At 37.1% G+C, this 23,013-nt stretch carries 23 protein-coding genes; 2 read left to right on the forward strand and 21 right to left on the reverse strand.

Annotation, left to right across the window (positions count from 1 at the left end; all coding sequences use genetic code 11):
• Positions 1 to 122: 122 nt before the first annotated feature.
• From GFJ36_RS22310 to gpr, 17 genes are all read right to left on the reverse strand, one after another.
• Complete coding sequence (locus tag GFJ36_RS22310) at positions 123 to 1,082, reverse strand: PhoH family protein (protein ID WP_000840500.1); 960 nt, start codon at positions 1,080 to 1,082, stop codon at positions 123 to 125.
• 3 nt (positions 1,083 to 1,085) lie between these two features.
• A complete protein-coding gene (yqfD, locus tag GFJ36_RS22315) occupies positions 1,086 to 2,285 on the reverse strand; it encodes a sporulation protein YqfD (RefSeq protein ID WP_000792473.1) in 1,200 nt (399 codons plus the stop codon).
• 178 nt (positions 2,286 to 2,463) lie between these two features.
• A complete protein-coding gene (yqfC, locus tag GFJ36_RS22320) occupies positions 2,464 to 2,757 on the reverse strand; it encodes a sporulation protein YqfC (protein ID WP_000732264.1) in 294 nt (97 codons plus the stop codon).
• Positions 2,758 to 2,865: 108 nt separating this feature from the next.
• Positions 2,866 to 3,309 carry a GatB/YqeY domain-containing protein gene (locus GFJ36_RS22325; RefSeq protein WP_000054579.1) on the reverse strand — a complete coding sequence of 148 codons (444 nt, stop codon included), beginning with the start codon at positions 3,307 to 3,309 and terminating at the stop codon, positions 2,866 to 2,868.
• Positions 3,310 to 3,324: 15 nt separating this feature from the next.
• Positions 3,325 to 3,498 carry a 30S ribosomal protein S21 gene (rpsU, locus tag GFJ36_RS22330; protein ID WP_000048061.1) on the reverse strand — a complete coding sequence of 58 codons (174 nt, stop codon included), beginning with the start codon at positions 3,496 to 3,498 and terminating at the stop codon, positions 3,325 to 3,327.
• Between the two features lie 466 nt (positions 3,499 to 3,964).
• A complete protein-coding gene (gene mtaB, locus GFJ36_RS22335; RefSeq protein ID WP_000108688.1) occupies positions 3,965 to 5,317 on the reverse strand; it encodes a tRNA (N(6)-L-threonylcarbamoyladenosine(37)-C(2))-methylthiotransferase MtaB in 1,353 nt (450 codons plus the stop codon).
• Between the two features lie 6 nt (positions 5,318 to 5,323).
• A complete protein-coding gene (locus tag GFJ36_RS22340; protein ID WP_097889605.1) occupies positions 5,324 to 6,073 on the reverse strand; it encodes a 16S rRNA (uracil(1498)-N(3))-methyltransferase in 750 nt (249 codons plus the stop codon).
• Between the two features lie 145 nt (positions 6,074 to 6,218).
• Entirely contained in the window at positions 6,219 to 7,157 is a 939-nt protein-coding gene (gene prmA / locus GFJ36_RS22345; RefSeq protein WP_000872122.1) for a 50S ribosomal protein L11 methyltransferase, read from the reverse strand.
• Between the two features lie 28 nt (positions 7,158 to 7,185).
• Positions 7,186 to 8,301: a chaperone protein DnaJ gene (gene dnaJ / locus GFJ36_RS22350; protein ID WP_097889604.1), complete on the reverse strand. Its 1,116-nt coding sequence runs from the start codon at positions 8,299 to 8,301 to the stop codon at positions 7,186 to 7,188.
• Between the two features lie 193 nt (positions 8,302 to 8,494).
• Positions 8,495 to 10,330 carry a chaperone protein DnaK gene (gene dnaK / locus GFJ36_RS22355; RefSeq protein ID WP_000034697.1) on the reverse strand — a complete coding sequence of 612 codons (1,836 nt, stop codon included), beginning with the start codon at positions 10,328 to 10,330 and terminating at the stop codon, positions 8,495 to 8,497.
• Positions 10,331 to 10,356: 26 nt separating this feature from the next.
• A complete protein-coding gene (gene grpE, locus GFJ36_RS22360) occupies positions 10,357 to 10,923 on the reverse strand; it encodes a nucleotide exchange factor GrpE (protein WP_000392716.1) in 567 nt (188 codons plus the stop codon).
• A 114-nt stretch (positions 10,924 to 11,037) separates the two neighbouring features.
• The gene (gene hrcA, locus GFJ36_RS22365) at positions 11,038 to 12,054 is read right to left on the reverse strand and encodes a heat-inducible transcriptional repressor HrcA (protein ID WP_000954947.1); all 1,017 of its coding nucleotides are present in this window, start codon (positions 12,052 to 12,054) and stop codon (positions 11,038 to 11,040) included.
• Between the two features lie 133 nt (positions 12,055 to 12,187).
• Positions 12,188 to 13,327: a radical SAM family heme chaperone HemW gene (gene hemW / locus GFJ36_RS22370; RefSeq protein WP_000249446.1), complete on the reverse strand. Its 1,140-nt coding sequence runs from the start codon at positions 13,325 to 13,327 to the stop codon at positions 12,188 to 12,190.
• A gap of 51 nt (positions 13,328 to 13,378) precedes the next feature.
• Positions 13,379 to 13,753, reverse strand: a complete 375-nt coding sequence (locus tag GFJ36_RS22375; RefSeq protein ID WP_001293536.1) for a winged helix-turn-helix transcriptional regulator — start codon at positions 13,751 to 13,753, stop codon at positions 13,379 to 13,381.
• A gap of 160 nt (positions 13,754 to 13,913) precedes the next feature.
• Entirely contained in the window at positions 13,914 to 15,737 is a 1,824-nt protein-coding gene (gene lepA, locus GFJ36_RS22380) for an elongation factor 4 (protein ID WP_001030960.1), read from the reverse strand.
• Between the two features lie 210 nt (positions 15,738 to 15,947).
• Positions 15,948 to 16,313: a YqxA family protein gene (locus GFJ36_RS22385; RefSeq protein ID WP_097889603.1), complete on the reverse strand. Its 366-nt coding sequence runs from the start codon at positions 16,311 to 16,313 to the stop codon at positions 15,948 to 15,950.
• Entirely contained in the window at positions 16,310 to 17,413 is a 1,104-nt protein-coding gene (gene gpr / locus GFJ36_RS22390; RefSeq protein ID WP_097889602.1) for a GPR endopeptidase, read from the reverse strand. The genes GFJ36_RS22385 and gpr overlap by 4 nt, the downstream gene beginning before the upstream one ends.
• A gap of 181 nt (positions 17,414 to 17,594) precedes the next feature.
• On the opposite strand from gpr, the gene rpsT reads away from it, so the two are divergent.
• Positions 17,595 to 17,852: a 30S ribosomal protein S20 gene (gene rpsT, locus GFJ36_RS22395; protein ID WP_001274014.1), complete on the forward strand. Its 258-nt coding sequence runs from the start codon at positions 17,595 to 17,597 to the stop codon at positions 17,850 to 17,852.
• Positions 17,853 to 17,933: 81 nt separating this feature from the next.
• On the opposite strand, the gene holA is transcribed toward rpsT, so the two are convergent.
• Entirely contained in the window at positions 17,934 to 18,944 is a 1,011-nt protein-coding gene (holA, locus tag GFJ36_RS22400) for a DNA polymerase III subunit delta (protein WP_097889601.1), read from the reverse strand.
• 345 nt (positions 18,945 to 19,289) lie between these two features.
• Between holA and GFJ36_RS22405 the strand changes: the two genes are divergently transcribed.
• Positions 19,290 to 19,424, forward strand: coding sequence for a YqzM family protein (locus tag GFJ36_RS22405; protein WP_000997609.1), 135 nt, complete (start codon positions 19,290 to 19,292; stop codon positions 19,422 to 19,424).
• A gap of 29 nt (positions 19,425 to 19,453) precedes the next feature.
• On the opposite strand, the gene GFJ36_RS22410 is transcribed toward GFJ36_RS22405, so the two are convergent.
• The 3 genes from GFJ36_RS22410 to GFJ36_RS22420 form a co-directional block, all read right to left on the reverse strand.
• The gene (locus tag GFJ36_RS22410; RefSeq protein ID WP_097889600.1) at positions 19,454 to 21,775 is read right to left on the reverse strand and encodes a DNA internalization-related competence protein ComEC/Rec2; all 2,322 of its coding nucleotides are present in this window, start codon (positions 21,773 to 21,775) and stop codon (positions 19,454 to 19,456) included.
• A gap of 13 nt (positions 21,776 to 21,788) precedes the next feature.
• Positions 21,789 to 22,346: a ComE operon protein 2 gene (locus tag GFJ36_RS22415; protein WP_000439780.1), complete on the reverse strand. Its 558-nt coding sequence runs from the start codon at positions 22,344 to 22,346 to the stop codon at positions 21,789 to 21,791.
• Positions 22,347 to 22,409: 63 nt separating this feature from the next.
• A complete protein-coding gene (locus GFJ36_RS22420; RefSeq protein WP_097889599.1) occupies positions 22,410 to 23,009 on the reverse strand; it encodes a helix-hairpin-helix domain-containing protein in 600 nt (199 codons plus the stop codon).
• Positions 23,010 to 23,013: the final 4 nt, after the last annotated feature.

The raw sequence follows: 23,013 nt of genomic DNA on the forward strand, positions 1-23,013 counted from the left end.
TACTTTTAAGTAACATTTTGATACACCAGCACCTATAGTTTATTTCTCTTATCTTTTATGATAGTAAAAAATATGCCGTTCGCCAACCTTAATACAAAAAGAAATGATCCTGACAAATAGGATCATTCCATTTTATCATATGCCTCAATAATACGTTGCACCAGCGGATGCCTCACAACGTCCGTTTGTTCTAATGTAATGAATGAAAGACCTGATACACCAGATAAAATGTTAGAAGCTAGCGAAAGCCCTGATTTTACCCCTTTTGGTAAGTCTACTTGTGAAGGGTCCCCCGTAATAACCATTTTAGAACTAAAACCTAATCTAGTTAAAAACATTTTTATTTGTGCACCCGTTGTATTTTGCGCTTCATCTAAAATAACAAATGAATCATCGAGCGTACGCCCTCTCATATAAGCAAGAGGTGCAATTTCAATTACCCCTCGCTCCATCATACGTTGCGTATATTCTTGTCCAAGAATATCGTGCAAAGCATCATACAATGGACGTAAATACGGATCTACCTTCTCTTTCAAATCTCCTGGTAAAAAACCTAAACTTTCTCCAGCTTCTACAGCCGGTCTCGTTAAAATAATTTTCTTTACATACCCTTGCTTTAAAGCTCTCACAGCCATTACTACAGCTAAGTATGTTTTCCCAGTCCCAGCAGGTCCCATTCCAAATACAATATCATTCTTCTTCATTGCATGAATATATCTTCTTTGCCCCATTGTTTTTACACGAATGGATTTACCTTTTGCCGTTTTAAAGATTTCTTCTTCATATAACTCTTCAAATTGAGCAATTTTCCCTTGTTGTGCGAGCTGAATTGCATACGCAACATCTCTTTCAGTAATTGATATACCTTTTCGAATAACAACAAGTAATTGCTGTAAGATTTTTTCTACGAGTGTCACAGTTTCAACTGCTCCAGATGCATGAACAGTTTCACCTCTAGTTACAATCGATACATTCAATTCCCGTTCAATTACTTTCAAATGAGCATCATTGACTCCAAAAAGAGCGATTGCTTCGTTAGCATTTTCCAATTGTTGGTTCATTTCTACTAATTGTTCTGCCATTACTCAGTCTCCTTGAATATCGGATTCGGATATTGGTTGTGGCTCTGCAATATTTTCGATCACAGTATAATGCAATGTGACTTTTAGTTGATCCGCCTCAACCTCTTTACTCAAAATCTTATCACTTACAATCATAGCATGTTCATCCAATTTTTTCTTTAGTTCTTTTTCAGCCATCTCTTTCGCTACTTTCATTGCCTGTTTTTCTGTATATTCCCGATTCGCTTCTTCCTCTTCTCGTACAATATCTTTTTCATACGCGATCGGCAGTGTAAAACCAAATAGTTTCACATCGTGTTTTACACTTTCAGTACGAGAGCGTTTATACTTATCATGTTGAAATCCCCATATTTTTATTTTCGCACTCCCAAATGTAAGGTAATGCTCATTATACGCATTGCCAGTATATACTTGAAATTGCGTCTTTAGTGGTACACTCACCTCAGATGTGTACCACGTTTCTCCATATACAATACCTTTCGCCGAAACAATCGTCGGACTCTCCTCATTACCGTATATCCCTGATACGAGAAGCTGTCCTTTTTCGACATGGTCATTTTTCAAGACAACTGGTTTTCCTACTTCAACAAATGTTTTTGTCACAATCGCTTCTTTTTTTGCAACTAAATTTTGCGGTCTTTGTTCCTTTTCTTTTTTCGGCTCGTTTTTTTCAACAATTTTAAAATGGTACGTCGTTCCTCTTATTTCTAATCCCGCCCAAGTAATCGCATTAATATTGTCTGTCAAATGACGTTGTACATCTTCTACATTAGGCATTTGGAATTGTAATTTTCCTTTTTTAATACCCATTTTGTCCAATTCTTTCATCAATATATATTCTGTTTCAGGTTTCGCTCCTGTAATTTCAATTTTCCAAACCATATTGGATAATGCAATCATGCCAAAAAAGAAAATTAAAAAACCAATTAAGAATCCACTATTTTTAATTAAACGCTTATTCAAAAAAGGAAAACCGTAACGCCCAATAAAATATAATTTACATTCATTTTTTCTATAAATTGGTTTTATTTTCTTCACATCTCGTAATAACATACAAAAAACTAACGTTTCATCAGCAATTTTCTTAACATCCCAAACTAATAATTTTCTACGTACACATTCGTTAACGAACCGTTCTGCACCTCTACCTTCAATTCGTACTTTTACATATCCAAGCCACTTTATAAACCATTTATTTTTCATCTACTATCTCCACTACCTTTCCAAAAGTATACACACTACTTTTTTCACTTTAATTAGCAAAATAGCTCGTACGAAAATGAAATAAAGAGTTCTACCACCCATAAATAGCGAGATAAACTGAATAGTAAGGTCGAATCACGAAAATAACGAAGAAAAACTTCACATATGGAAGTTTCCCTCACTCCTCTTTTTTTTCGTTTTCTAAAAATGTCACTTGCTCAATTATTCCTTCAAGCAAAAGTTCTTCTGGAAGGATTGTTTTAATAATAAAGGATTGCCCTTTAATTAATAATTGACCGTGCTTTAATAACAATCTTACTTCTTTATCTGAAAACACTAATAAACCCCGATGATTTTCTATATAGATATGCACTTGCCCAACAAGCGTGATCCGAGGTAGATCCATTAGCACATCCACTGGCAGGTCTATTTGCTTTGTTAACCAATTCTTCATTTGTTCTAATTTTTTCATCTCAAAAGACCCCCTCTCATCCCATATGTATGAAAAAAGAGCTTGTAATATCACGTCCAAACTGAAAAAAAGCATAAAAAAACGTCTCATACGAAATGAGACGTTTTTTTATGCTAATAGCTGGATAACCAACTTATTCACAAGTGATCCGTCTGTTTTACCTTTTACTTTCGGCATAACAGCAGTCATCACCTTACCCATATCTGCTTTAGAAGTTGCACCAACTTCAGAAATAACTTGCTTAATTACATTCGCTAGTTCTTCTTCTGTTAATTGCTCCGGCAAATATGCGCTTAAAATCTGAATTTCACTTTGCAGTTTATTAACAAGGTCTTCACGACCAGCTTTTTTAAATTCAAGGAGGGAGTCCTTATACTGTTTTACTTCACGAGCTAAAACTGTTAATTCCTCTTCTTCAGTAAGAGTATGTTGCAGTTTAATACCTTCATTTTGTAAAGCAGCCTTAACCATACGAATAACGGTTAATTTTTCTTTTTGTTTATTCTTCATCGCTTGTTTCATATCATCGTTTAAACGACCGAGAAGACTCATCACTTACACCCTCTCTTAGAATTTACGCTTTCTTGCCGCTTCAGATTTCTTCTTACGTTTTACACTTGGTTTTTCATAAAACTCGCGCTTTCTTGCTTCAGCAAGTGTACCAGTTTTAGAAACCGATCTTTTAAAACGGCGAAGTGCATCCTCCAAAGACTCGTTTTTACGAACGACTGTTTTTGACATTCTCTTTCCCTCCCTCCGAAACATCACACTTACATACTAATTTCAGCATGCAAAAAGAAACCCTTCTTCAGCATGTCTTTTACGATTATAATACATTTTATCACTTCAGGTCAACTATTTGGCAGAATAAAAGAAGAATAGATGCCCTTTCCTGTTCAAAAGCTACGTAGATAGCTATTATCCATTTCCCCTGAAGACAACTATATTTTTATCATTACATCTTTTTTAATGCAGGAATGTACGAAACAACTACTCATTCGACGTACCTGCCTTTTTCAGTACTTAACTTCTCCACGAAAAAAAGAAAGCATGCAAATCGTTTCCGTTTGCATGCTTTTTTTATTCCGCTATTTGCCGGGCAGTAAGCCCCCCCACCTCAAAATTCAGCACAAGCAAAGAACTTAGGTAGGAATCCGGCTGATAATTAGTGGGGAGGAACAAAAACCCCACTGATTAAAGTTTCATTTTATGCGCTTGCTGATTCTTTTTTTACATCATCTTCAAGAACACGTACAAATTGCGCTTCGTTATATGGATAACCAGCTTTCGTAATTTTCACTTTCACTAGCTTACCAATTAACTCTTCTGATCCTTCAAATACAATTTTTAAGTAGTTATCCGTATAGCCTACATATAACCCTTTACGGTCGCCCTCTTTAAATTGCTCTTCCGGAATGATCTCAAGCACTTCCCCTTCAAACTGTGACGCATACTCTTTCGCTAATTGGTTAGATAATTCAATTAAACGATGAACACGATCATTCTTCACATCTTCAGGAACTTGATCTTCCATACGCGCTGCAGGTGTTCCTGTACGCTTTGAGTAAGGGAATACGTGTAACTCAGAGAAGCGATTCTCTTTAATGAAATTGTATGTTTCCATGAATTCTTCTTCTGTTTCACCTGGGAAACCAACAATTACATCCGATGTAATCGCAAGGCCTGGTAACGCTTCTTTCAATCGATCTAAACGCTCTTGGAAAAATTCCATCGTATACTTACGACGCATACGCTTTAATACAGTATTAGATCCAGATTGCAATGGAATGTGCAAGTGGCGTACAACTACTTCAGACTTATCTAACACTTCAATTACTTCATCTGAAATCTGACTCGCTTCAATAGAAGAAATACGAAGACGTTTTAATCCGCCTACTTCCGCTTCCATATCACGAAGTAATCCAGCTAAGTTATAATCTTTAATATCTTCACCGTACCCACCTGTATGAATACCTGTTAATACGATTTCTTTATAACCTGCATCTACTAATTGCTGCGCTTGTTTAATAACTTCTTTTCCATCACGAGAACGCATTAAACCACGTGCCCAAGGAATAATACAGAATGTACAGAAATTATTACAACCTTCTTGTATTTTTAAAGATGCACGTGTACGATCCGTGAAATAAGGTACATCCAGTTCTTCGTATACACGTGTTTTCATAATGTTGCGGACCGCATTAATTGGTTGACGCTCTTTGCGGAATTCTTCAATGTATCCTAACATCTTTTCACGATCCTGTGTACCAACTACAATATCTACACCTGGAATCGCCATAATTTCCGCTGGAGATGTTTGTGCATAACATCCCGTTACACAAATAACCGCATCCGGATTTTGACGAACAGCACGTCTAATAACTTGACGGCTTTTCTTATCCCCCGTATTCGTTACTGTACACGTATTAATAACATATACATCAGCTTTCTTTTCATATTCAGTTCTTTCATATCCACCTTGTTTAAACAATTGCCAAATGGCCTCTGTTTCATAGTGGTTTACTTTACAACCTAACGTATGGAACGCAACAGTTGACATTGATCATCACCCCATCAATTCAAAATGATACGAAGCAGCACTTAACGCATATAACGGCGCCGTTTCTGTTCTTAAAATTCTTGGTCCTAAACTACATGGTACAAATTTATGTTCACGAAGCGTAGTAATCTCTTCCTCCGCTAAACCACCTTCTGGTCCAAATACAATCAATAGTTTTTGGCCTGGTTTCATCGTCGTTAAAGCTTTAGCAAAATTGGATTTCTCACCTTGTTTTGCTTCCTCTTCGTACGCAACAAGACATACATCATACTCATTGCTCATTGAAAGCAATTGCTTAAATGATGCCGGAGCATGCACTTCTGGAATTTCGCTTCTATGCGATTGTTCCGCAGCTTCTTTCACAATTTTTCTTAAACGCTCAACTTTTTTATCAGATTTTTTCGCATCCCATTTTACAATAGAGCGAGATGCTTGAAATGGTAAAAATGCGGCCGCCCCAAGCTCAGTTCCTTTTTGGAAAATTAACTCTAGCTTGTCTCCTTTTGGCAGTCCACTTGCAATCGTCACGAAAACAGGAAGTTCACTTGACGCCTCTACCCATTCTACAATAGCCGTATTAATAAATTCACTGGTAATTTCATCAATTGAACATACTGCTGTTTTTCCGTTTACACAGCAATAAATGTGATCACCAGCTGACATACGCATCACTCTTGCGATATGATGTACGTCATCACCTACAATGCGAATACTTGTCTCATTTACATATTTCTCTTCTACAAAATAACGTTGCATATAATCACCTTAGTAGAGTTTCGTTCCTTTCGTAAGTCAACACTTACGAAAAGAACGAAACGTTATCATTTTTTCATATAACAAACGGCAAGTCCCTCACCTTATAGTGAGAGACTCCCCTTTTCATTATAAACTAAAATCTATATTACGCATTTCGTGCAATAATTGCTACCCAATCTTCCATTCGTAATACTTCTTCAATTGTAAATCCAGCTTTTTCTAGCGCTTCAGAAATTATCTTTTCCTTCGCTGCAATAATGCCCGATGTAATAAATAATCCGCCCGACTTCACAACTCTTGCTGCATCCTCAGGGAATAAAAGAATAATTTCTGCTAATAAGTTAGCTACGATTAGATCAACAGGACCTTCAATACCTTCTAAAAGACTATTTTGCCCAACAGACACGATATCATCTGTTTTATTTAAACGTACATTCATTTCTGCACTTTCCACTGCAACCGGATCTAAATCATACGCTTGAACAGAAGACGCACCTAATTTTGCCGCTGCAATACTAAGTACACCAGAACCTGTTCCTACATCAATGACAGTATCACCTGGCTGAACTGTTTTTTCTAAAGCACGAATACACATCGTTGTTGTCGGATGAGTTCCTGTCCCAAACGCCATACCTGGATCTAATTCAATAATTTTTTCTTCCGGAGAAGCTGGTGTATATTCTTCCCACGTCGGCACAATTGTGAATGTATCAGAAATTTGTACTGGATGGTAATATTTTTTCCAAGCAGTAGCCCAATCTTCTTCATTGACTTCGTTAACGGTAATATTTCCAGTACCAATTTCGATGTCGTAAGATGGAAGCATATCAATAGATGATTTTACACCCGCAATCGTTTCCTGTAAAGAATCCGTTTGTGGGAAATATGCTTTTATTAATACACCTTCCGCCGGATATTCATCTGGGTTCAATGCATAAATTTCACCATATTGTTGCTCGCGCTCTTTCGTCAACTCCGCTGGATCCTCAATCGCAACTCCACTAGCACCAGCTTCATGTAAAATATGAGAGACAGCTTCTACTGCCTCTTCTGTTGTATGAATACTAACTTCTGACCATTTCACAATTTACCAACTCCATTTTTTATTTCCATTATTCCCCTTTGAAAGCACGTTTAAGCTTTCCAAATAAACTATCATCCTGCTCTTCTTGTCCCGCAAATTCACGTAATAACTCTTTTTGATGTGAAGTTAATTTCGTCGGTACAACAACACGAACGACTACATATTGATCTCCTTGACCGTATCCACGTACGTTCGGAGCACCTTTTCCTTTTAAGCGGAATTCTGTTCCGGTTTGTGTTCCTGCTGGAATTTTTAGCTTCACTTTCCCATGAACAGTAGGAACTTCCACTTCAGCACCAAGTGCCATTTGCGCAAATGTTAATGGCATTTCACAAATAATGTGATCTCCTTCACGCTCAAAGAATTCATGATTTCTCACCTGAACAACAACATATAAATCTCCTGCCGGTCCGCCATTTACGCCCGCTTCACCTTTTCCAGATACACGAATTTGTTGACCATTATCAATACCTGCTGGAATTTTAACATTGATTTTTTTACGTTTACGTACTTTACCAGAACCGTGACACGTCGTACATTTTTCTTTAATCATTTGACCAGTTCCTGAACAATGACCACAAGCTTGACGGTTTACGATACGACCAAATGGTGTATTTTGTTCTACACTTACTTGCCCTGATCCTGAACAATGTTTACATGTTTCTTTTGAAGTTCCTGGTTTCGCTCCGCTACCTTTACAAGTATCACATGGATCTTCTACTGGAATCTCAACATTTAATTCTTTACCAAAAATAGCTTCCTCAAACTCTAAAGTAACTTGATATTGTAAGTCAGCACCTTGACGCGGAGCATTTGGATCACGACGTCTACCGCCACCGCCGCCAAAGAACGAACTAAAGATATCTTCGAAACCGAAGCCACCGCCGAAGTCTCCTCCGCCGCCAAAGCCACCGAAACCTTGATTTGCACCAGCATGACCAAATTGATCATATTGCGCGCGCTTTTGATCGTCGCTTAATACTTCGTATGCTTCTTGTACTTCTTTAAACTTTTCAATTGCATTTTCTTCTTTACTTACGTCTGGATGGTATTTTTTAGCCAAACGACGATACGCTTTTTTTATTTCATCTTTTGAAGCACCCTGGCTAAGTCCAAGGACCTCATAATAGTCTCGTTTACTCATAAATTTACAACCCCCGAATCTTTCACATAAACGTAATTTTAACACCGAAAGAAAGTGCTTTGCAACAAAGTTTCCTCACTTACAGTATGCAAAGTAAAAAACTTAAGAACCTCACACTTTTCTTTTCATTCGTGAAAAAAGCCAAAGTCAAGGCACGCTTGACTTTGACTTTTTGTCATCTTACTTATTTATATTACTTATCTTCTTTTACTTCTTCGAACTCAGCGTCTACTACATTGTCTTTCTTCGCGCCAGCATCTTGTGCTCCTTGTGCACCTTCTGCTTGCCCTGCAGCTGCTTGAGCTTGCTCGTATAATTTAACAGTTAATTGTTGTACGATTTCTTGTAAAGCGTCTTTTTTCGCACGGATTTCCTCAAGCTCGTTCTTCTCGATCGCAGCTTGTAATGCTTCTTTCGCTTCTGTTGCTTTTGCAACTTCAGCCGCATCCACTTTACCTTCTAAATCTTTTACAACTTTATCCGTTTGGAATACAAGTTGGTCAGCTTCGTTACGAAGTTCAACTTCTTCCTTACGTTTTTGGTCAGCGTCAGCATTTGCTTCCGCTTCTTGTACCATACGATCTACTTCTTCATCAGAAAGACCTGAAGAAGATTGGATTGTAATAGTTTGCTCTTTGCTTGTTCCTAAGTCTTTTGCACGTACGTTAACGATACCGTTCGCATCAATATCGAATGTTACTTCGATTTGTGGAATACCACGTGGTGCTGGTGGAAGGTCTGTTAATTGGAAACGACCTAATGTTTTGTTGTCAGCTGACATTGGACGCTCACCTTGTAATACGTGAATGTCTACTGCTGGTTGGTTATCAGCAGCTGTTGAGAATACTTGTGACTTACTTGTTGGAATTGTAGTGTTACGCTCGATTAATTTCGTGAACACACCACCCATAGTTTCAATACCTAAAGAAAGTGGAGTTACGTCTAATAATAGTACGCCTTCTACATCACCAGTAAGTACGCCACCTTGAACTGCAGCACCTAATGCTACAACTTCATCAGGGTTTACACCTTTATATGGTTCTTTACCAGTTTCACGTTTAATAGCTTCTTGTACAGCTGGGATACGAGTAGATCCACCAACAAGGATAACTTTATCTAATTCGCTTGGAGCAAAACCAGCGTCTTTTAATGCACGACGAGTTGGCTCTAACGTTCTTTCAACAAGACCTGCTGAAATCTCTTCGAATTTCGCTCTTGTTAACGTTAATTCTAAGTGTAATGGACCAGCAGCTCCAGCACTAATGAATGGTAATGAAATTTGTGTTTGTGTTACGCCAGAAAGATCTTTTTTCGCTTTTTCAGCTGCATCTTTCAAACGTTGAAGTGCCATTTTATCTTGGCTTAAATCAATGTTATTTTCTTTTTTGAACTCAGCTACTAAGTGGTCAATAATAACTTGGTCAAAGTCATCTCCACCAAGACGGTTGTCACCAGCAGTTGAAATAACTTCGAATGTTCCATCTGCTAATTCAAGGATAGATACGTCAAATGTACCGCCACCTAAGTCATATACTAAGATTTTTTGCTCTTCATCTTGTTTTTCTAAACCGTAAGCAAGCGCTGCTGCTGTTGGTTCGTTAATGATACGCTCAACTTCTAAACCAGCGATACGACCAGCATCTTTTGTTGCTTGACGTTCTGCATCGTTGAAGTATGCAGGTACTGTAATAACAGCTTTCGTTACTGTTTCACCTAAGTAAGCTTCAGCAGAAGCTTTTAAGTTTTGTAAAATGATTGCAGAAATTTCTTGAGGTGTATAATCTTTACCTTCAACTTCTACTTTGTAGTCTGTACCCATATGACGTTTAACAGACATGATTGTATTTGGGTTTGTAATTGCTTGACGCTTTGCAACTTCCCCAACTTGACGCTCTTCATTTTTGAAAGCTACAACAGAAGGTGTTGTACGGTTTCCTTCTGGATTTGGGATAACCTTTGGTTCTCCACCTTCCATAACAGCTACACAAGAGTTTGTTGTACCTAAGTCAATACCGATAATTTTACTCATGGCGAATCCTCCTACTTTTATGTAAATTATTGATTTACTTTTACCATTGATGGGCGAATCACACGGTCTTTTAGTTTATAACCTTTTTGGAATTCTTCAACTACCGCGTTTGATTCAAATTCACTATCTTCCACTTGCATAATAGCTTGGTGTTCATTAGGATCAAACTGTTTACCAACAGCTTCAATCGCTTCAACGCCTTCTTTAGTCAACGCTTCTAGCAATTGACGATGCACCATTTCCATACCTTGTAACAAGGATTTCGTTTGCTCATCAGTTGCTTCCACTTGCATCGCTCTTTCAAAATTATCAAGAGCTGGCAAAATATCTGAAACTAGACTTTGTGCTCTATATTTTTCAGCAGCCTGTTTATCCATTTGGACACGACGCTTATAATTTTCAAAATCAGCTTGTAGACGTAATGTGCGACCTTCCGTTTCCGTTAGCTTCGCTTGTAACTCATCTACTTTTTCTTGTAAAAGAGCAGCCTCACTTTTTTCTTCTACAGTTTTTTCACTGTTTTCTGTCGTGACAGCTTCTTCAACTTGCGCTTCTTTTACTTCTTCTACCACTTGTTCGTTACGCTCTTCCACAATATTCACCTCCTTAAAAGGTATTAGGTATTATGCTGAACACAATTCCTTAAGCATTATATATTACACACAGCAATGAAAATTTCATTACTTGAGCGAATGTATTACTCTCATTTACTTTTTAAGTCCATCAGTAAATTGTCTCGTAAATAACTGTAACAAACTAATTACCCGAGAGTATTGCATTCTTGTCGGACCTAAAATAGCAATTGTTCCAAGCTGTTCTTCTCCAATCGAATATGTTGCAGAAATTAAACTGCAATCTTCCATGGCCGTCGCAGAGTTTTCCCTACCAATGTTCACTTGAATACCTACTTGTTTATGACGCAAAATGTCATAAAACTCGGCTTCATTATCAATCATCGTCAGCAAGGATCTTACTTTGTGAATGTCATGGAACTCTGGTTGCGAGAGCATATTTGCTTTGCCTCCAAAGTATATCTTTTCCGATAAAGGAACTTGAAATGTACCATCTAACATTTTTATTGCACTATCGTAATTATGAACATATCCACGTAAAACTGTAACAATCTCTTTAAAGATTTTGTTATGCAGTTCTGCCATTGGTACACCCGACAGCTTTTCATTTAAAATATTAACCATTTTTTCTAAATCTGATAAATCAACAGATTCCGGAACGGTAATCGTTTTGCTTTGTACATGCCCTGTATCAGTTACAATAATAGCGACTGCAGTTTGACGATCAAGCGGTACAATTTGTACGTTTTTAAGTTTATTTGTGCTTAACTTCGGTCCAAGAACAATGGCCGTATAATTCGTAAGCTCTGATAAAATTTGAGCAGATTGCTGTGCAATCTTTTCCGCTTCAAAAATTCTTTCAGCAAATAAATCTTTAATTTGTACAATTTCATCGTTCGGTAAGTTTTGCGGCGCTAAAAGATGGTCTACATAAAAACGATATCCTTTTTCAGAAGGAACACGTCCTGAAGAACTATGCGTTTTCTCAATAAATCCTAGTTCCTCTAAATCAGCCATTTCATTTCGAATAGTAGCTGAACTAAACGTAATTTCATCTTTCTTAGCCAACGTCCTCGACCCAACAGGTTGCGCTGATCCAATAAAGTCATCAATAATTGTTTGTAAAATTAAGAGCTGACGTTCCGTAAGCATCTCATCATCACCTCTGTTAGCACTCTTTGTCTTCGAGTGCTAAATCTATTAATAACTTACCAAAATTGACATTCAATTGTCAACGGAAACGTCACGAAATAATGAAACTTTTTCACGTTTATGGAACATTTAATTAGTCAATCAAAAATGATTGGAATACTTCATTCCCTAATAATTTTCCTTTTCGCGTTAAACGAACATATCCATCTTTCTCTTCAAGCAATCCTTGTTCTTGATTTTTTTGCAACTGCTTCGCGAAAACTTGATTCATCTCCATATTAAATTTCTTTTGAAACAATATTTTAGATACACCTTGTGTTTTTCGAAGTCCTAAGAACAACTCTTCTTCCATTCTTTCTTTCTCCGTCACCGCGTGAACATCTAAATACGGAAATCCAGTTTCATCGATTTTATTGAAATATTGCTTGAGCGGCCCTACATTTTGGATACGTTCTCCATTTACATAACTATGCGCTCCAGCTCCAAATCCATAATACTCCTCATTATTCCAGTATGTGAGATTGTGTCTACTTTCATTATCACCTTTTGAGAAATTGCTAATTTCATACTGGCTATAGCCGTGTTTCTCCATTTCATCCATTACCATTTCATACATTTTTGCTTCATGATCTTCACCTGGAAGTCTTAATTTCCCTTTATTCATTAAGTTATAAAACACAGTTTTCGGTTCCACAATTAATGAATATGCTGAGAAATGTTGTACACCAAGCGTAAAAGCAATGTCTAATGTTTCTTTTACATCTTCTATCGTCTGCCCTGGCAGAGCATAAATAATATCTACATTTATATTTTTAAAGCCCACTTCCTGCGCTTCTCTAATTGCTACAAATGCATCTTCCCTCGTATGCTTACGCCCAATTTTCTCAAGCAACTCATCCCGAAATGTTTGCACACCAAAACTAATTCGGTTCACTCCACCTTCTAGCAATACATTTAACTTCTCTTTTGGTAAATCACCTGGATTCGCTTCAAATGTTAATTCACAATTTGGAGCAAACGGACGTAAGCGACGGTTTATAATATCTAGTAACTTTTTTGTCTGTTCCATATTTAACGCTGTCGGAGTTCCTCCACCAACAAAAATCGTTTTCATACTATCAAACGGTACTTTTTGAACTGTATTTATTATTTCTTTCTCTAAATACTCTAAATATTGATCGACCGGTTGGCGTTCAATAAACACTTTATTAAAATCACAATAGTGACAAATATGCTGACAAAATGGAATATGAATATATGCAGCTTGAACCAAATATAACTCCTACCTTTCTAAAAAGAAAACCTCCGCACTCCGGAGGAATCTTCACTTCTCTAACGTATTACGAATTTGTTCCATTCGCATTTTTCCCCAATCATACATCATTTCAACGATCGGTAAAAGCGACATGCCTAATTCCGTCATATAATACTCTACTCGCGGAGGAATTTCTGGGTATACCGTTCGGTCAACAATCCCATCTTCCATTAACTCTTTTAATTGGTTCGACAAAACTTTATGAGAAATGCTTGGGAATAATCGTTGTAATTCACTAAAACGATGAGGCCCTTCCACACCAAGATGCCACAGTATCACAACTTTCCACTTCCCGCTAATAATAGAAAGCGTCAATTCCTTTTCACAATTAAAATTGCCATTTTGTATTTTTTCGTGAATATCTTTTCGAATATTTTCGGACATTAATAGTCTCCTAACTCTATATCAATCATTCATAAATATAGCCACCTCACTATTGTAAATGAGAGAAGCTACGTTGTCTAAAAAGTAATTATACATAAAAAAGAAGCCGTATAAACGACTTCTTTTTTTATCTCAATCCGCATGAAATAACAATCAATTATTAGTTGTCATCCATTTTCAGTACAGCCATGAATGCTTCTTGCGGTACTTCTACAGAACCAACAGACTTCATACGTTTTTTACCTTCTTTTTGCTTATCAAGAAGTTTACGCTTACGAGAAATGTCACCACCGTAACATTTCGCAAGTACGTTTTTACGCATCGCCTTAATTGTAGAACGTGCTACAACCTTGTTTCCGATAGTCGCCTGAATTGGTACTTCGAACTGTTGTCTTGGAATTAATTCTTTTAATTTCTCTACGATTACTTTACCACGATCATACGCTGAATCACGGTGTACGATAAATGATAGAGCATCGACTTGTTCGTTATTTAAAAGAATATCCATTTTCACAAGTTTCGATGGTTTGTAGCCAATTAACTCGTAGTCAAACGATGCATATCCTTTCGTATTTGATTTCAACTGATCGAAGAAGTCATATACGATTTCTGATAACGGGATTTCGTATGTTAGTGTAACACGTGTTTCATCTAAATATTGCATATCAATAAACGTTCCACGTTTACCTTGGCAAATTTCCATTACAGCTCCAACATAGTCATTCGGAACCATAATTGAAGCCTTCACAAACGGCTCTTCTACACGATCAATAGACTGTGGATCTGGCATATTAGATGGATTATCAACAATAACATCTTCACCGTTCGTTAAATAAACTTTATAAATAACGCTTGGTGCTGTTGTAATTAAATCGATTTTAAATTCACGTTCAATACGTTCTTGAATGATTTCCATGTGAAGAAGTCCTAAGAAACCACAACGGAAACCAAATCCTAGCGCTTGAGATGTTTCTGGTTCAAACTCAAGAGCAGAATCGTTTAACTCTAATTTTTCTAACGCATCACGTAAGTCGTTGTAACGTGCAGAATCGATTGGATATAAACCACAGAATACCATTGGGTTTAATTTACGATAACCTGCTAACGCCTCTGCAGCCGGACGTTTTGCATGTGTGATTGTATCACCTACGCGTGTATCACCTACGTTTTTAATAGATGCTGCTAAGAAACCTACATCACCTACTGTTAACTCGTCACGTTGCGTTGTTTTCGGTGTAAACACACCTACTTCTGTTACTTCAAATTCTTTTCCAGTTGCCATCATACGTACTTTATCGCCAACTTTTACCGTTCCATTTACAACACGGATATATGCAATTACACCGCGGTACGGGTCATATAAAGAATCGAAAATCATACATTGTAAAGGCTCTTCTGAATCCCCTGTTGGAGCTGGTACCTTTTCAACGATTTGTTCTAAAATATCTTCAATACCAATACCAGCTTTCGCTGAAGCAAGTACAGCTTCCGATGCATCTAAACCAATTACATCTTCTACCTCTTGACGTACACGTTCTGGGTCCGCACTTGGTAAGTCGATCTTATTAATAACTGGTAATATTTCTAAATTATTATCAAGCGCTAAATATACGTTCGCTAATGTTTGCGCCTCAATCCCTTGTGCTGCATCCACAACAAGAATCGCACCTTCACAAGCCGCTAAACTACGAGATACTTCGTACGTAAAGTCGACGTGTCCTGGAGTATCGATTAAGTGAAGAATATACTCTTCACCGTCTTTCGCTTTATACGTTAGTTGTACTGCATTTAATTTAATTGTAATACCGCGCTCACGCTCTAAATCCATAGAGTCAAGCAATTGAGCTTTCATTTCACGTTGTGTTAACGCGTTTGTTTTCTCTAAAATACGGTCTGCTAACGTTGATTTTCCGTGGTCAATATGAGCAATGATAGAGAAATTACGGATTTTGGACTGTCTTTTTGCTCTTTCTTCTTTGTTCATCTATGTTCTCAACTCCTAATAGTCTCGCCAATATACACTAGCACTGATTATATCAATAGAGCAGCAAAGATTCAATGAAAACTCGTGCTGCTTACAATACAAATCATTCTATCTATATCTTATGCGAACAAACCATAAGAGACAAACTTTTTTCAAATTTAAAAACGGCTGTCGTACAAAATGGTAAGACAACCGTTCTTCCTGCTACCCTTAACTAAAAATCTCTCTCACTTTCCCAACAACTATATCCGTTCCAAACTTTGTTACTTCATAAGTAGCACTTGCTATTGCCATACCAATTCCTTCTACAACATTAAAGCTTTTTAAGCTTTCTAATTGTTTTTGTTTTTCAGCAACGGAAAACGAACTTCCCAAAATTTCTGATTCAGCACCCGCACCCTCTGTTCCTGTCATATGAGCGATTTGTTCATACGACATTTGCTGATAACCTTTCATACTTTTCAAACCATGATTAGCAAGTGCCACCCCTGCTATTATCATAAGTAAACATAAGGCCGCACTACATATACATAAAAGCGAAAAACGGCTTAAACGATTATCGTGTCTTCCCATCAATGTGTATATGCTCCTGTATTATCTTGGTCAATTTGATGATGCAAGGCTGCATTTAAACCACTCGCTATTACATTCGCCATATCCTCTATGAAAGCATCCACTTCCTTCGGAGTCACCATTAAATTATGACCAAGAGGAGATAACACTTCATAAATTAATTTTCTCTTCTCTTCATCTTCCAGTGTACCTACAGCACCTAAAAACATATTCCGACTCTTTTCATCCGGCATATCTTCTTCTGTTAATTTTTTCTTTTCTCCAAATGTAAAACCGGCTGGCAACAAAGAACGGGAAGGTTTGTTTCCTTCTTTCATCTCCCGTCCAAAATGTTTCAAAATAAAATCAATTGTATCGCTTGTAATCGAAACTGCATCAACCACAGTCGGAACACCAATCGCGATAACAGGAATACCCAATGTTTCTTTACTAAGTTCCTTACGCTTATTCCCAACACCCGATCCAGGATGAATTCCCGTATCAGAAATTTGTATCGTACTATTTACTCGTTCAATAGAGCGGGCAGCTAATGCATCAATTGCAATGAGAAAGTCTGGCTTCGTCTTCTCAATGATTCCATAAATGACATCGCTCGTTTCGATTCCTGTAATTCCCATTACCCCCGGCCGAATTGCACTAACAGGCCTAAACCCTTCTTCTACACTTTCAGGCTGCAATTGAAACAAATGTCTCGTTACTAATACATTTTCTACAACGATTGGTCCAAGCGCGTCTGGCGTTACATTCCAATTCCCAAGACCAACAATTAAACAACTCGCTTCTTTCGTAACGCCAACCTCTTCTAAGAAATAAGAAAATTCTTTTGCAAAAATGCGCTCTACTTTTTGTTGCAGTTCCGTATCTTGTTGACGTATGCCTTGTACTTCAAGCGTTAAATAACTCCCAGGTTTTTTACCCATCGATTCAGAGGCAATTTCATCAATCGTTACTTTTGTAATGGTAATACCTTCTTCTTCCCTCTCTTTGACAATAACTCCTTGTATCCCTTTTTGCTCTTCTTGACTCTCTTGCAGCATTTCATGTGCCTCTACAGCAAGGTCCGTTCTAACACTATATTTACTTAAATCTAATGGTTCTTTCATCGTATCTCCTCCGTAATTCATAGTAAATATCGTTAGATTTCCCAAAGTTATATAAGGTCATTCTTTCCTTTACGTGAAATTTCATTGATATACTATTGCAATTCTCTTCACCGTTTGATAGAATATCACTTGTTCTATGTTAAGAATCGAGTCATTCGATTGCACCAGGGAGGTGAAAAGTATGGCAAACATCAAATCTGCTATCAAACGCGCTAAACTTAGCGAAGAGCGTCGTTCACATAACGCTTCTATCAAGTCTGACATGCGTTCTGCTGTTAAAACTGTAGAAGCTTTAGTTACTAATAACGATCTTGAAAATGCTAAAGAAGCTTTCAAAACTGCTTCTAAAAAACTTGACAAAGCAGCTCGTAAAGGTCTTATCCACCAAAACGCTGCAGCTCGTCAAAAATCTCGCTTAGCGAAACAAGTAAACGCGTAAGGCGTTTAAAAAACGATCCATTTGGATCGTTTTTTTATATACAAAAAGCTCACGTGCTAAGCACGTGAACTTTTTGTTTCATCACATATGATTTAACCGCATTAAGAAAAACTCAAGTACAAGTTTCTTATCCATTTTTCCAGTCTTCATACTATAATCAGCTTCCGCTAATTCTATAATCACTTTTTTTAATTCTTCAAAAGAGAAAAACTTCGTTTGATTCATCGCTAACTTTACACGATATGGATGCACACCAATATGAGACGCAATTTGATTTTGTCCATAACCACGTTGCTGTAACTCTTTCACTTGATAGAGCAAGCGGAATTGACTTACTAATAACGCAAGCAGTTTAATTGGTTCCTCTTGCTGCGTAAATAATCCATCCAAAATTTGCATCGCACCCGCGATATCTTTTTTTACCACTTTTTCTGTCAAAGCAAACACATTTTGTTCAACCGATTTTGGCACAAGCTCCCCAACGAGTTTCGGTGTAATCTCTCCGCCCATACCGACGTATAACGTTAACTTGTCCATTTCCTTCGCCAACATCGTTACATTACTTCCCACAAGCTCTAACAACAAACTAACAGCTGCATTATCTATATGCACATGCACTTCATCTGCACGAGCAACAATCCACTTCTGAACATCCTGCACTTGCATCGCATTCACTTCTACTACATCCGCTGTTTTCTTTAATAGTTTTGTAATTTTTTTTCGTTCATCAAGTTTTTCGTAAGGCGCAACAAAAACAAGAATAGAAAATGGAGAAGGCTCCCCAATATATTCTTCTAAAATTTTTATATTTTGCTCTAATTTTTCTTTTTGTGAAGTTAAAAATAGTGGTGATTTTATTAATATCACTTTACGTTCCCCGAAAAAAGGAAGTGTACGTGCATCCTCAACCACATCTTCTAAATACGCTTCTTCTAAATCATATGTCACAACATTAAACTCGCGATCTTCCTCTTCAAGCGCTTCTGTTGTAATAAGCTTTATCGTTTCATTTATAAAAAACTCTTCCGTTCCATACAGTAAATACACTGGAGCAAACTGCTTCTTTTTAATCTTTTTATGTATATCACTCATACTTTTTCCTACTCCCTAACTTGGCAATATATATTTATACTAATGCCCTAGCTTTCGTTTTACAAGTACAAAGGAACAGGCTTTATGACCCGTTCCTTTATTTATATTAAACGCCACGCAATAAGTCCCGGGTTTCTTATTGGTGTGCGGTAATCACCTTCCCTTTATTATTCACAATAAAAATTCGAGTATAAGTGCCAACTGTTAACATGCTTGGAAACAAAAAACTCGCGTTCCTTAATGATCTAAAGTAGTAAAAACGCTCGATTTCTCTTCATATGGAAATTGTAGATTTTTTTCTGACAATATTTTATACTAAAGTGGAATGTTGGGGAGGGATTCTAAATGAATGATTTTGAACAGAACGTTCAAAGTAAACGCAATGACGCTATTGATTCAGGGGTAGGATTTATCGTCTCATTTGGTTTTTTCGCAACACTTTTCATCATTGCAACTGTTATTAAATTTATCGGTTCTTAAAGACTGCTGCTTACTGGCAGTCTTCTTTTTTATCTATCATGTGTTTCATCATATGTGATTTTGCTACGAAAGGTTCCGTGTTCCACTTTAAAAACATAGGAAATAGCGCCTTGCTTATCCGTACGCCATATTTCAATCCCCTTCTTCTCCAAACGCTCTATCACTTCCTTATGAGGATGCCCATACCTATTACGCTCACCGACAGAAATAATCGCTACATCAGGCTGTACAGCGCTCAAAAAAGGCACTATAGATGACGTATTACTCCCATGATGAGCAACCTTTAAAACATCCGCCCGTAAATCTGGATACGTAGCTATTAAAAATTTCTCTCCTTCTTCTTCTAAATCACCTGTAAACAGCCACGTTGCCCCTCCTAATTTTGCCCATATTACAATTGAAGCATTATTTTCACTTCTTACTTTTCCTGTTGGAGCTAACACAAAAAATTCCGCTTCATTTACGCTCCAACTCTCTCCTTCCCCCACTTCACTTATTTTCACTTCCTTTTCTAATGCCTGTTTCTTTAATACTTTTTCTAATACCGCATCTTGTTCTTTTCGGCCAAATACAACTTCTTTTACGGTTATATTTGATAATAACTCTTGCGCAGCACCTATATGATCCGCATCTCCATGCGTTACAATTAATTTATCAATTGTTTTAATCCCTTCTTTTTGTAAATAAGGGATTAAAATATCATTTCCAACAGAAAATTCATGCTTTTTCCGTTGCCATTCTTCCTTATTTGCACGCATTGTGCCACCGGTATCAATGAGGTAAATCTCTTTATCGTACGGGAGGCGAATTAAAATTGCGTCTCCCTGTCCAACATCAAGAAATGTAACACTCCCACTTTCTCGAAAATACGGATATACATAATGACATGTACAAACGAAAAGAAATATACCCGAAGCTACGAACATAATTTTCTTCGACACCCGCCTTTCCCAAACCATCAATATACTAACAATACTCGCGTAATATAGAGCTACAAGAAGTATAGATGTTTGCCCGAAAACAAGGCGGATAAACGGTAAATTTTCACAATAACTTAGAAAATCATTAGAAAGATTCAAACCTATTGATAGTACATTCGCAAGTCCTTTCGCAAGAAACGGGACGATCGGTATACATACCAAAACGATAATACTACACGGCAATACAATAAGAGATAAAAACGGAACGTATAGGATATTAAGAAAAATACTATATGGAGAAAAATAACCGAAGTGATATAACAAAACCGGAGTACTAACGAGTTGTGAAATAAAAGAAATATAAATGGAATTTCGGATTACTCCATTGCTACTATCTAGTAAAAGCGGGGCTGACAAAAGCAAGGCGAAACTACCAACGAACGAAAACTGAAAGCCAATATTAAAGACAAGATACGGATCAAATATAAGCATACATATAGCTGTAACACTTAAAGCATCTAAGCTAGATAAACGAATAGAACATATGAAAGCAATCAACATCAACACTCCTGTTATAGAAGCTCTTATAACAGACGGTGATGCTCCTGCTAAAATCATATATAGAGGAATGCAAAAGATAAGACATACTGTTGCTATCTCCCTCGTCACACCACTTCTTAGCAAAATAAAATACACAATCACCATTAACAATACGATATGCGATCCTGAAATCGCCAACAAATGTACAAGACCAAATTGCTGATATTGCTCTTCAACTTCAAATGTCATTTGTTGTCTATCACCAAATACTAATGCATTCATAAAAGCACCTGATTGCTCCGGAAACATTTCTGTAACGCCCGAGATTGCTTGCTGTCTCAAAAGAAGAATCCATTGCACGAGTGACAACGATGTTTTTTGGCATTCAGAAATATATGTAGCCTCCAATATGAAATGAATATTTTGCTTATACAAATAATCACGATAATTAAAACCATGAAAGTTCCGAGCTATTGGTGGCTCTTTCCTCTCACCTTCGAATACACATGATACTCCTGCGTGTAATTGTCGCCGTTGTTTCTTTTCCAAGGCCGATTTAATTTTGTAACTTAACTGCACTATATTTTTATTCTGATCTTCAACTTGAAATGTTAGGCGATCCCCGTTAATAAGAGGTGTATTTTGTATTAGCCCCCTTGTAACTTCGTAAGACTCTCCTAGAGGCTTGTTTTGCCCTTGAATATACGTAGTGTACATAGCGCCACTAAAACACGCTAACATACAAAAAAAGAAGGTTTTACGCGAAGTACGGTATAAACAATAGAAAACATACAAAACGAGACAACAAGTCAGCAGTAAAACTGAAGTGGAAAAGGCAATTGCAATCCCTATGATAAATGAGATTGCAACATAACCCCATTGTCCATACAACTATACTCACTCCTTATAGCATCATTTTTGCTTTCGTGAATACATGCTGTAATTCTTCCATTGATAAGTTTTCTTTTTCTAAAGATGCAAATAGTTCTTTTAACTCCATATGACGCTTTTGATCCTCTAATGCTGCAATATTATATTCTAGCGGAACGTGTTTCACTGTTACATCCGCTTTTTCAAATAACTCTACGGCATATGGATGATTTTTATAATCCTGCGCATAATAAACTGCTGTAATACCACTTTGAATAATCGCCTTACAGCATTGTAAACAAGGGAAATGCGTAACATAAATTTCCGCTTCCTCCGTTTTCACACCGAATTTTGCACACTGTAATAAAGCATTCATTTCTGCGTGAATTGTACGAACACAATGATTATCAATAACGTAGCATCCATCATCTATACAATGTACGCCACCTTTAATTGAACCATTATATCCACCAGCAATAATTCGTTTATCACGAACGATTGTCGCTCCTACTGCAAGCCTTGTACATGTACTACGTAAAGATAGCAGATGGCTTTGCGTCATAAAATATTGATCCCATGAAATTCGTTCCATATTTTTCACCTACTTTTTTGTCTACTTGTAGTGTAGCGAATGAAGAAAAACTTCGTCAATCTTTTACGGAATAATAATTTGATCTTTTATTTTTTCCAATGACTTCACACCGATCCCATCAATCTCTAACAAATCTTCTATTTTCTGAAAAGGACCATGTTCTTCTCGATATTTCAAAATACTTTCTGCTTTCCGAGAACCAATGCCTGTAATTTTTTCAAGTTGTTCTTTAGAAGCCGCATTTATTTGAACTTTCCCCTCCCCCTTTGAAATAGCAGCTACCTCTTGCACTTGTTCGTTTTCATTCGGTACATAAAGGATCATTTGGTCTTGTACCATTTGTGCTAAATTCACCTTCTTCCTATCTGCCTCGGGTAAAAAACCACCTGCCTTTTCAATAGCATCCTTGACCCGGTCCCCTTCTTTCATTTCATACACCCCCTCTTTAACAACAGCCCCTTTCATATCAATTACAATTATTTTTTTCTGCTGCTTTGTATCCGATATTTTTGGTTTACTTTTCTTCTCTAGCTCTTTCGCGTGAACATCCGTTGCAATGACCGTTCGCTCTGTATGCTGGTTCGTTTTCCAAAAAAGAAGAAAAAGTACAGTTCCAATAATAGCTACTAATCCTAACCATTTCTTTGGAAAATCCCACATCATTTTA

Source organism: Bacillus sp. EE-W1 (assembly GCF_009760835.1).
Lineage (GTDB): Bacteria > Bacillota > Bacilli > Bacillales > Bacillaceae_G > Bacillus_A > Bacillus_A wiedmannii.

What these genes read in the sequence shown, in the direction of transcription:
- holA (WP_097889601.1), bottom strand. Translation starts at nt 18,944, where the DNA reads ATGAGTGATATACATAAAAAGATTAAAAAGAAGCAGTTTGCTCCAGTG.
- rpsU (WP_000048061.1), bottom strand. Translation starts at nt 3,498, where the DNA reads ATGTCAAAAACAGTCGTTCGTAAAAACGAGTCTTTGGAGGATGCACTT.
- GFJ36_RS22310 (WP_000840500.1), bottom strand. Translation starts at nt 1,082, where the DNA reads ATGGCAGAACAATTAGTAGAAATGAACCAACAATTGGAAAATGCTAAC.
- GFJ36_RS22325 (WP_000054579.1), bottom strand. Translation starts at nt 3,309, where the DNA reads ATGAGTCTTCTCGGTCGTTTAAACGATGATATGAAACAAGCGATGAAG.
- mtaB (WP_000108688.1), bottom strand. Translation starts at nt 5,317, where the DNA reads ATGTCAACTGTTGCGTTCCATACGTTAGGTTGTAAAGTAAACCACTAT.
- GFJ36_RS22420 (WP_097889599.1), bottom strand. Translation starts at nt 23,009, where the DNA reads ATGATGTGGGATTTTCCAAAGAAATGGTTAGGATTAGTAGCTATTATT.
- hrcA (WP_000954947.1), bottom strand. Translation starts at nt 12,054, where the DNA reads ATGCTTACGGAACGTCAGCTCTTAATTTTACAAACAATTATTGATGAC.
- yqfD (WP_000792473.1), bottom strand. Translation starts at nt 2,285, where the DNA reads ATGAAAAATAAATGGTTTATAAAGTGGCTTGGATATGTAAAAGTACGA.
- rpsT (WP_001274014.1), top strand. Translation starts at nt 17,595, where the DNA reads ATGGCAAACATCAAATCTGCTATCAAACGCGCTAAACTTAGCGAAGAG.
- GFJ36_RS22415 (WP_000439780.1), bottom strand. Translation starts at nt 22,346, where the DNA reads ATGGAACGAATTTCATGGGATCAATATTTTATGACGCAAAGCCATCTG.
- GFJ36_RS22405 (WP_000997609.1), top strand. Translation starts at nt 19,290, where the DNA reads ATGAATGATTTTGAACAGAACGTTCAAAGTAAACGCAATGACGCTATT.
- lepA (WP_001030960.1), bottom strand. Translation starts at nt 15,737, where the DNA reads ATGAACAAAGAAGAAAGAGCAAAAAGACAGTCCAAAATCCGTAATTTC.
- yqfC (WP_000732264.1), bottom strand. Translation starts at nt 2,757, where the DNA reads ATGAAAAAATTAGAACAAATGAAGAATTGGTTAACAAAGCAAATAGAC.
- GFJ36_RS22340 (WP_097889605.1), bottom strand. Translation starts at nt 6,073, where the DNA reads ATGCAACGTTATTTTGTAGAAGAGAAATATGTAAATGAGACAAGTATT.
- GFJ36_RS22375 (WP_001293536.1), bottom strand. Translation starts at nt 13,753, where the DNA reads ATGTCCGAAAATATTCGAAAAGATATTCACGAAAAAATACAAAATGGC.
- dnaK (WP_000034697.1), bottom strand. Translation starts at nt 10,330, where the DNA reads ATGAGTAAAATTATCGGTATTGACTTAGGTACAACAAACTCTTGTGTA.
- gpr (WP_097889602.1), bottom strand. Translation starts at nt 17,413, where the DNA reads ATGAAAGAACCATTAGATTTAAGTAAATATAGTGTTAGAACGGACCTT.
- dnaJ (WP_097889604.1), bottom strand. Translation starts at nt 8,301, where the DNA reads ATGAGTAAACGAGACTATTATGAGGTCCTTGGACTTAGCCAGGGTGCT.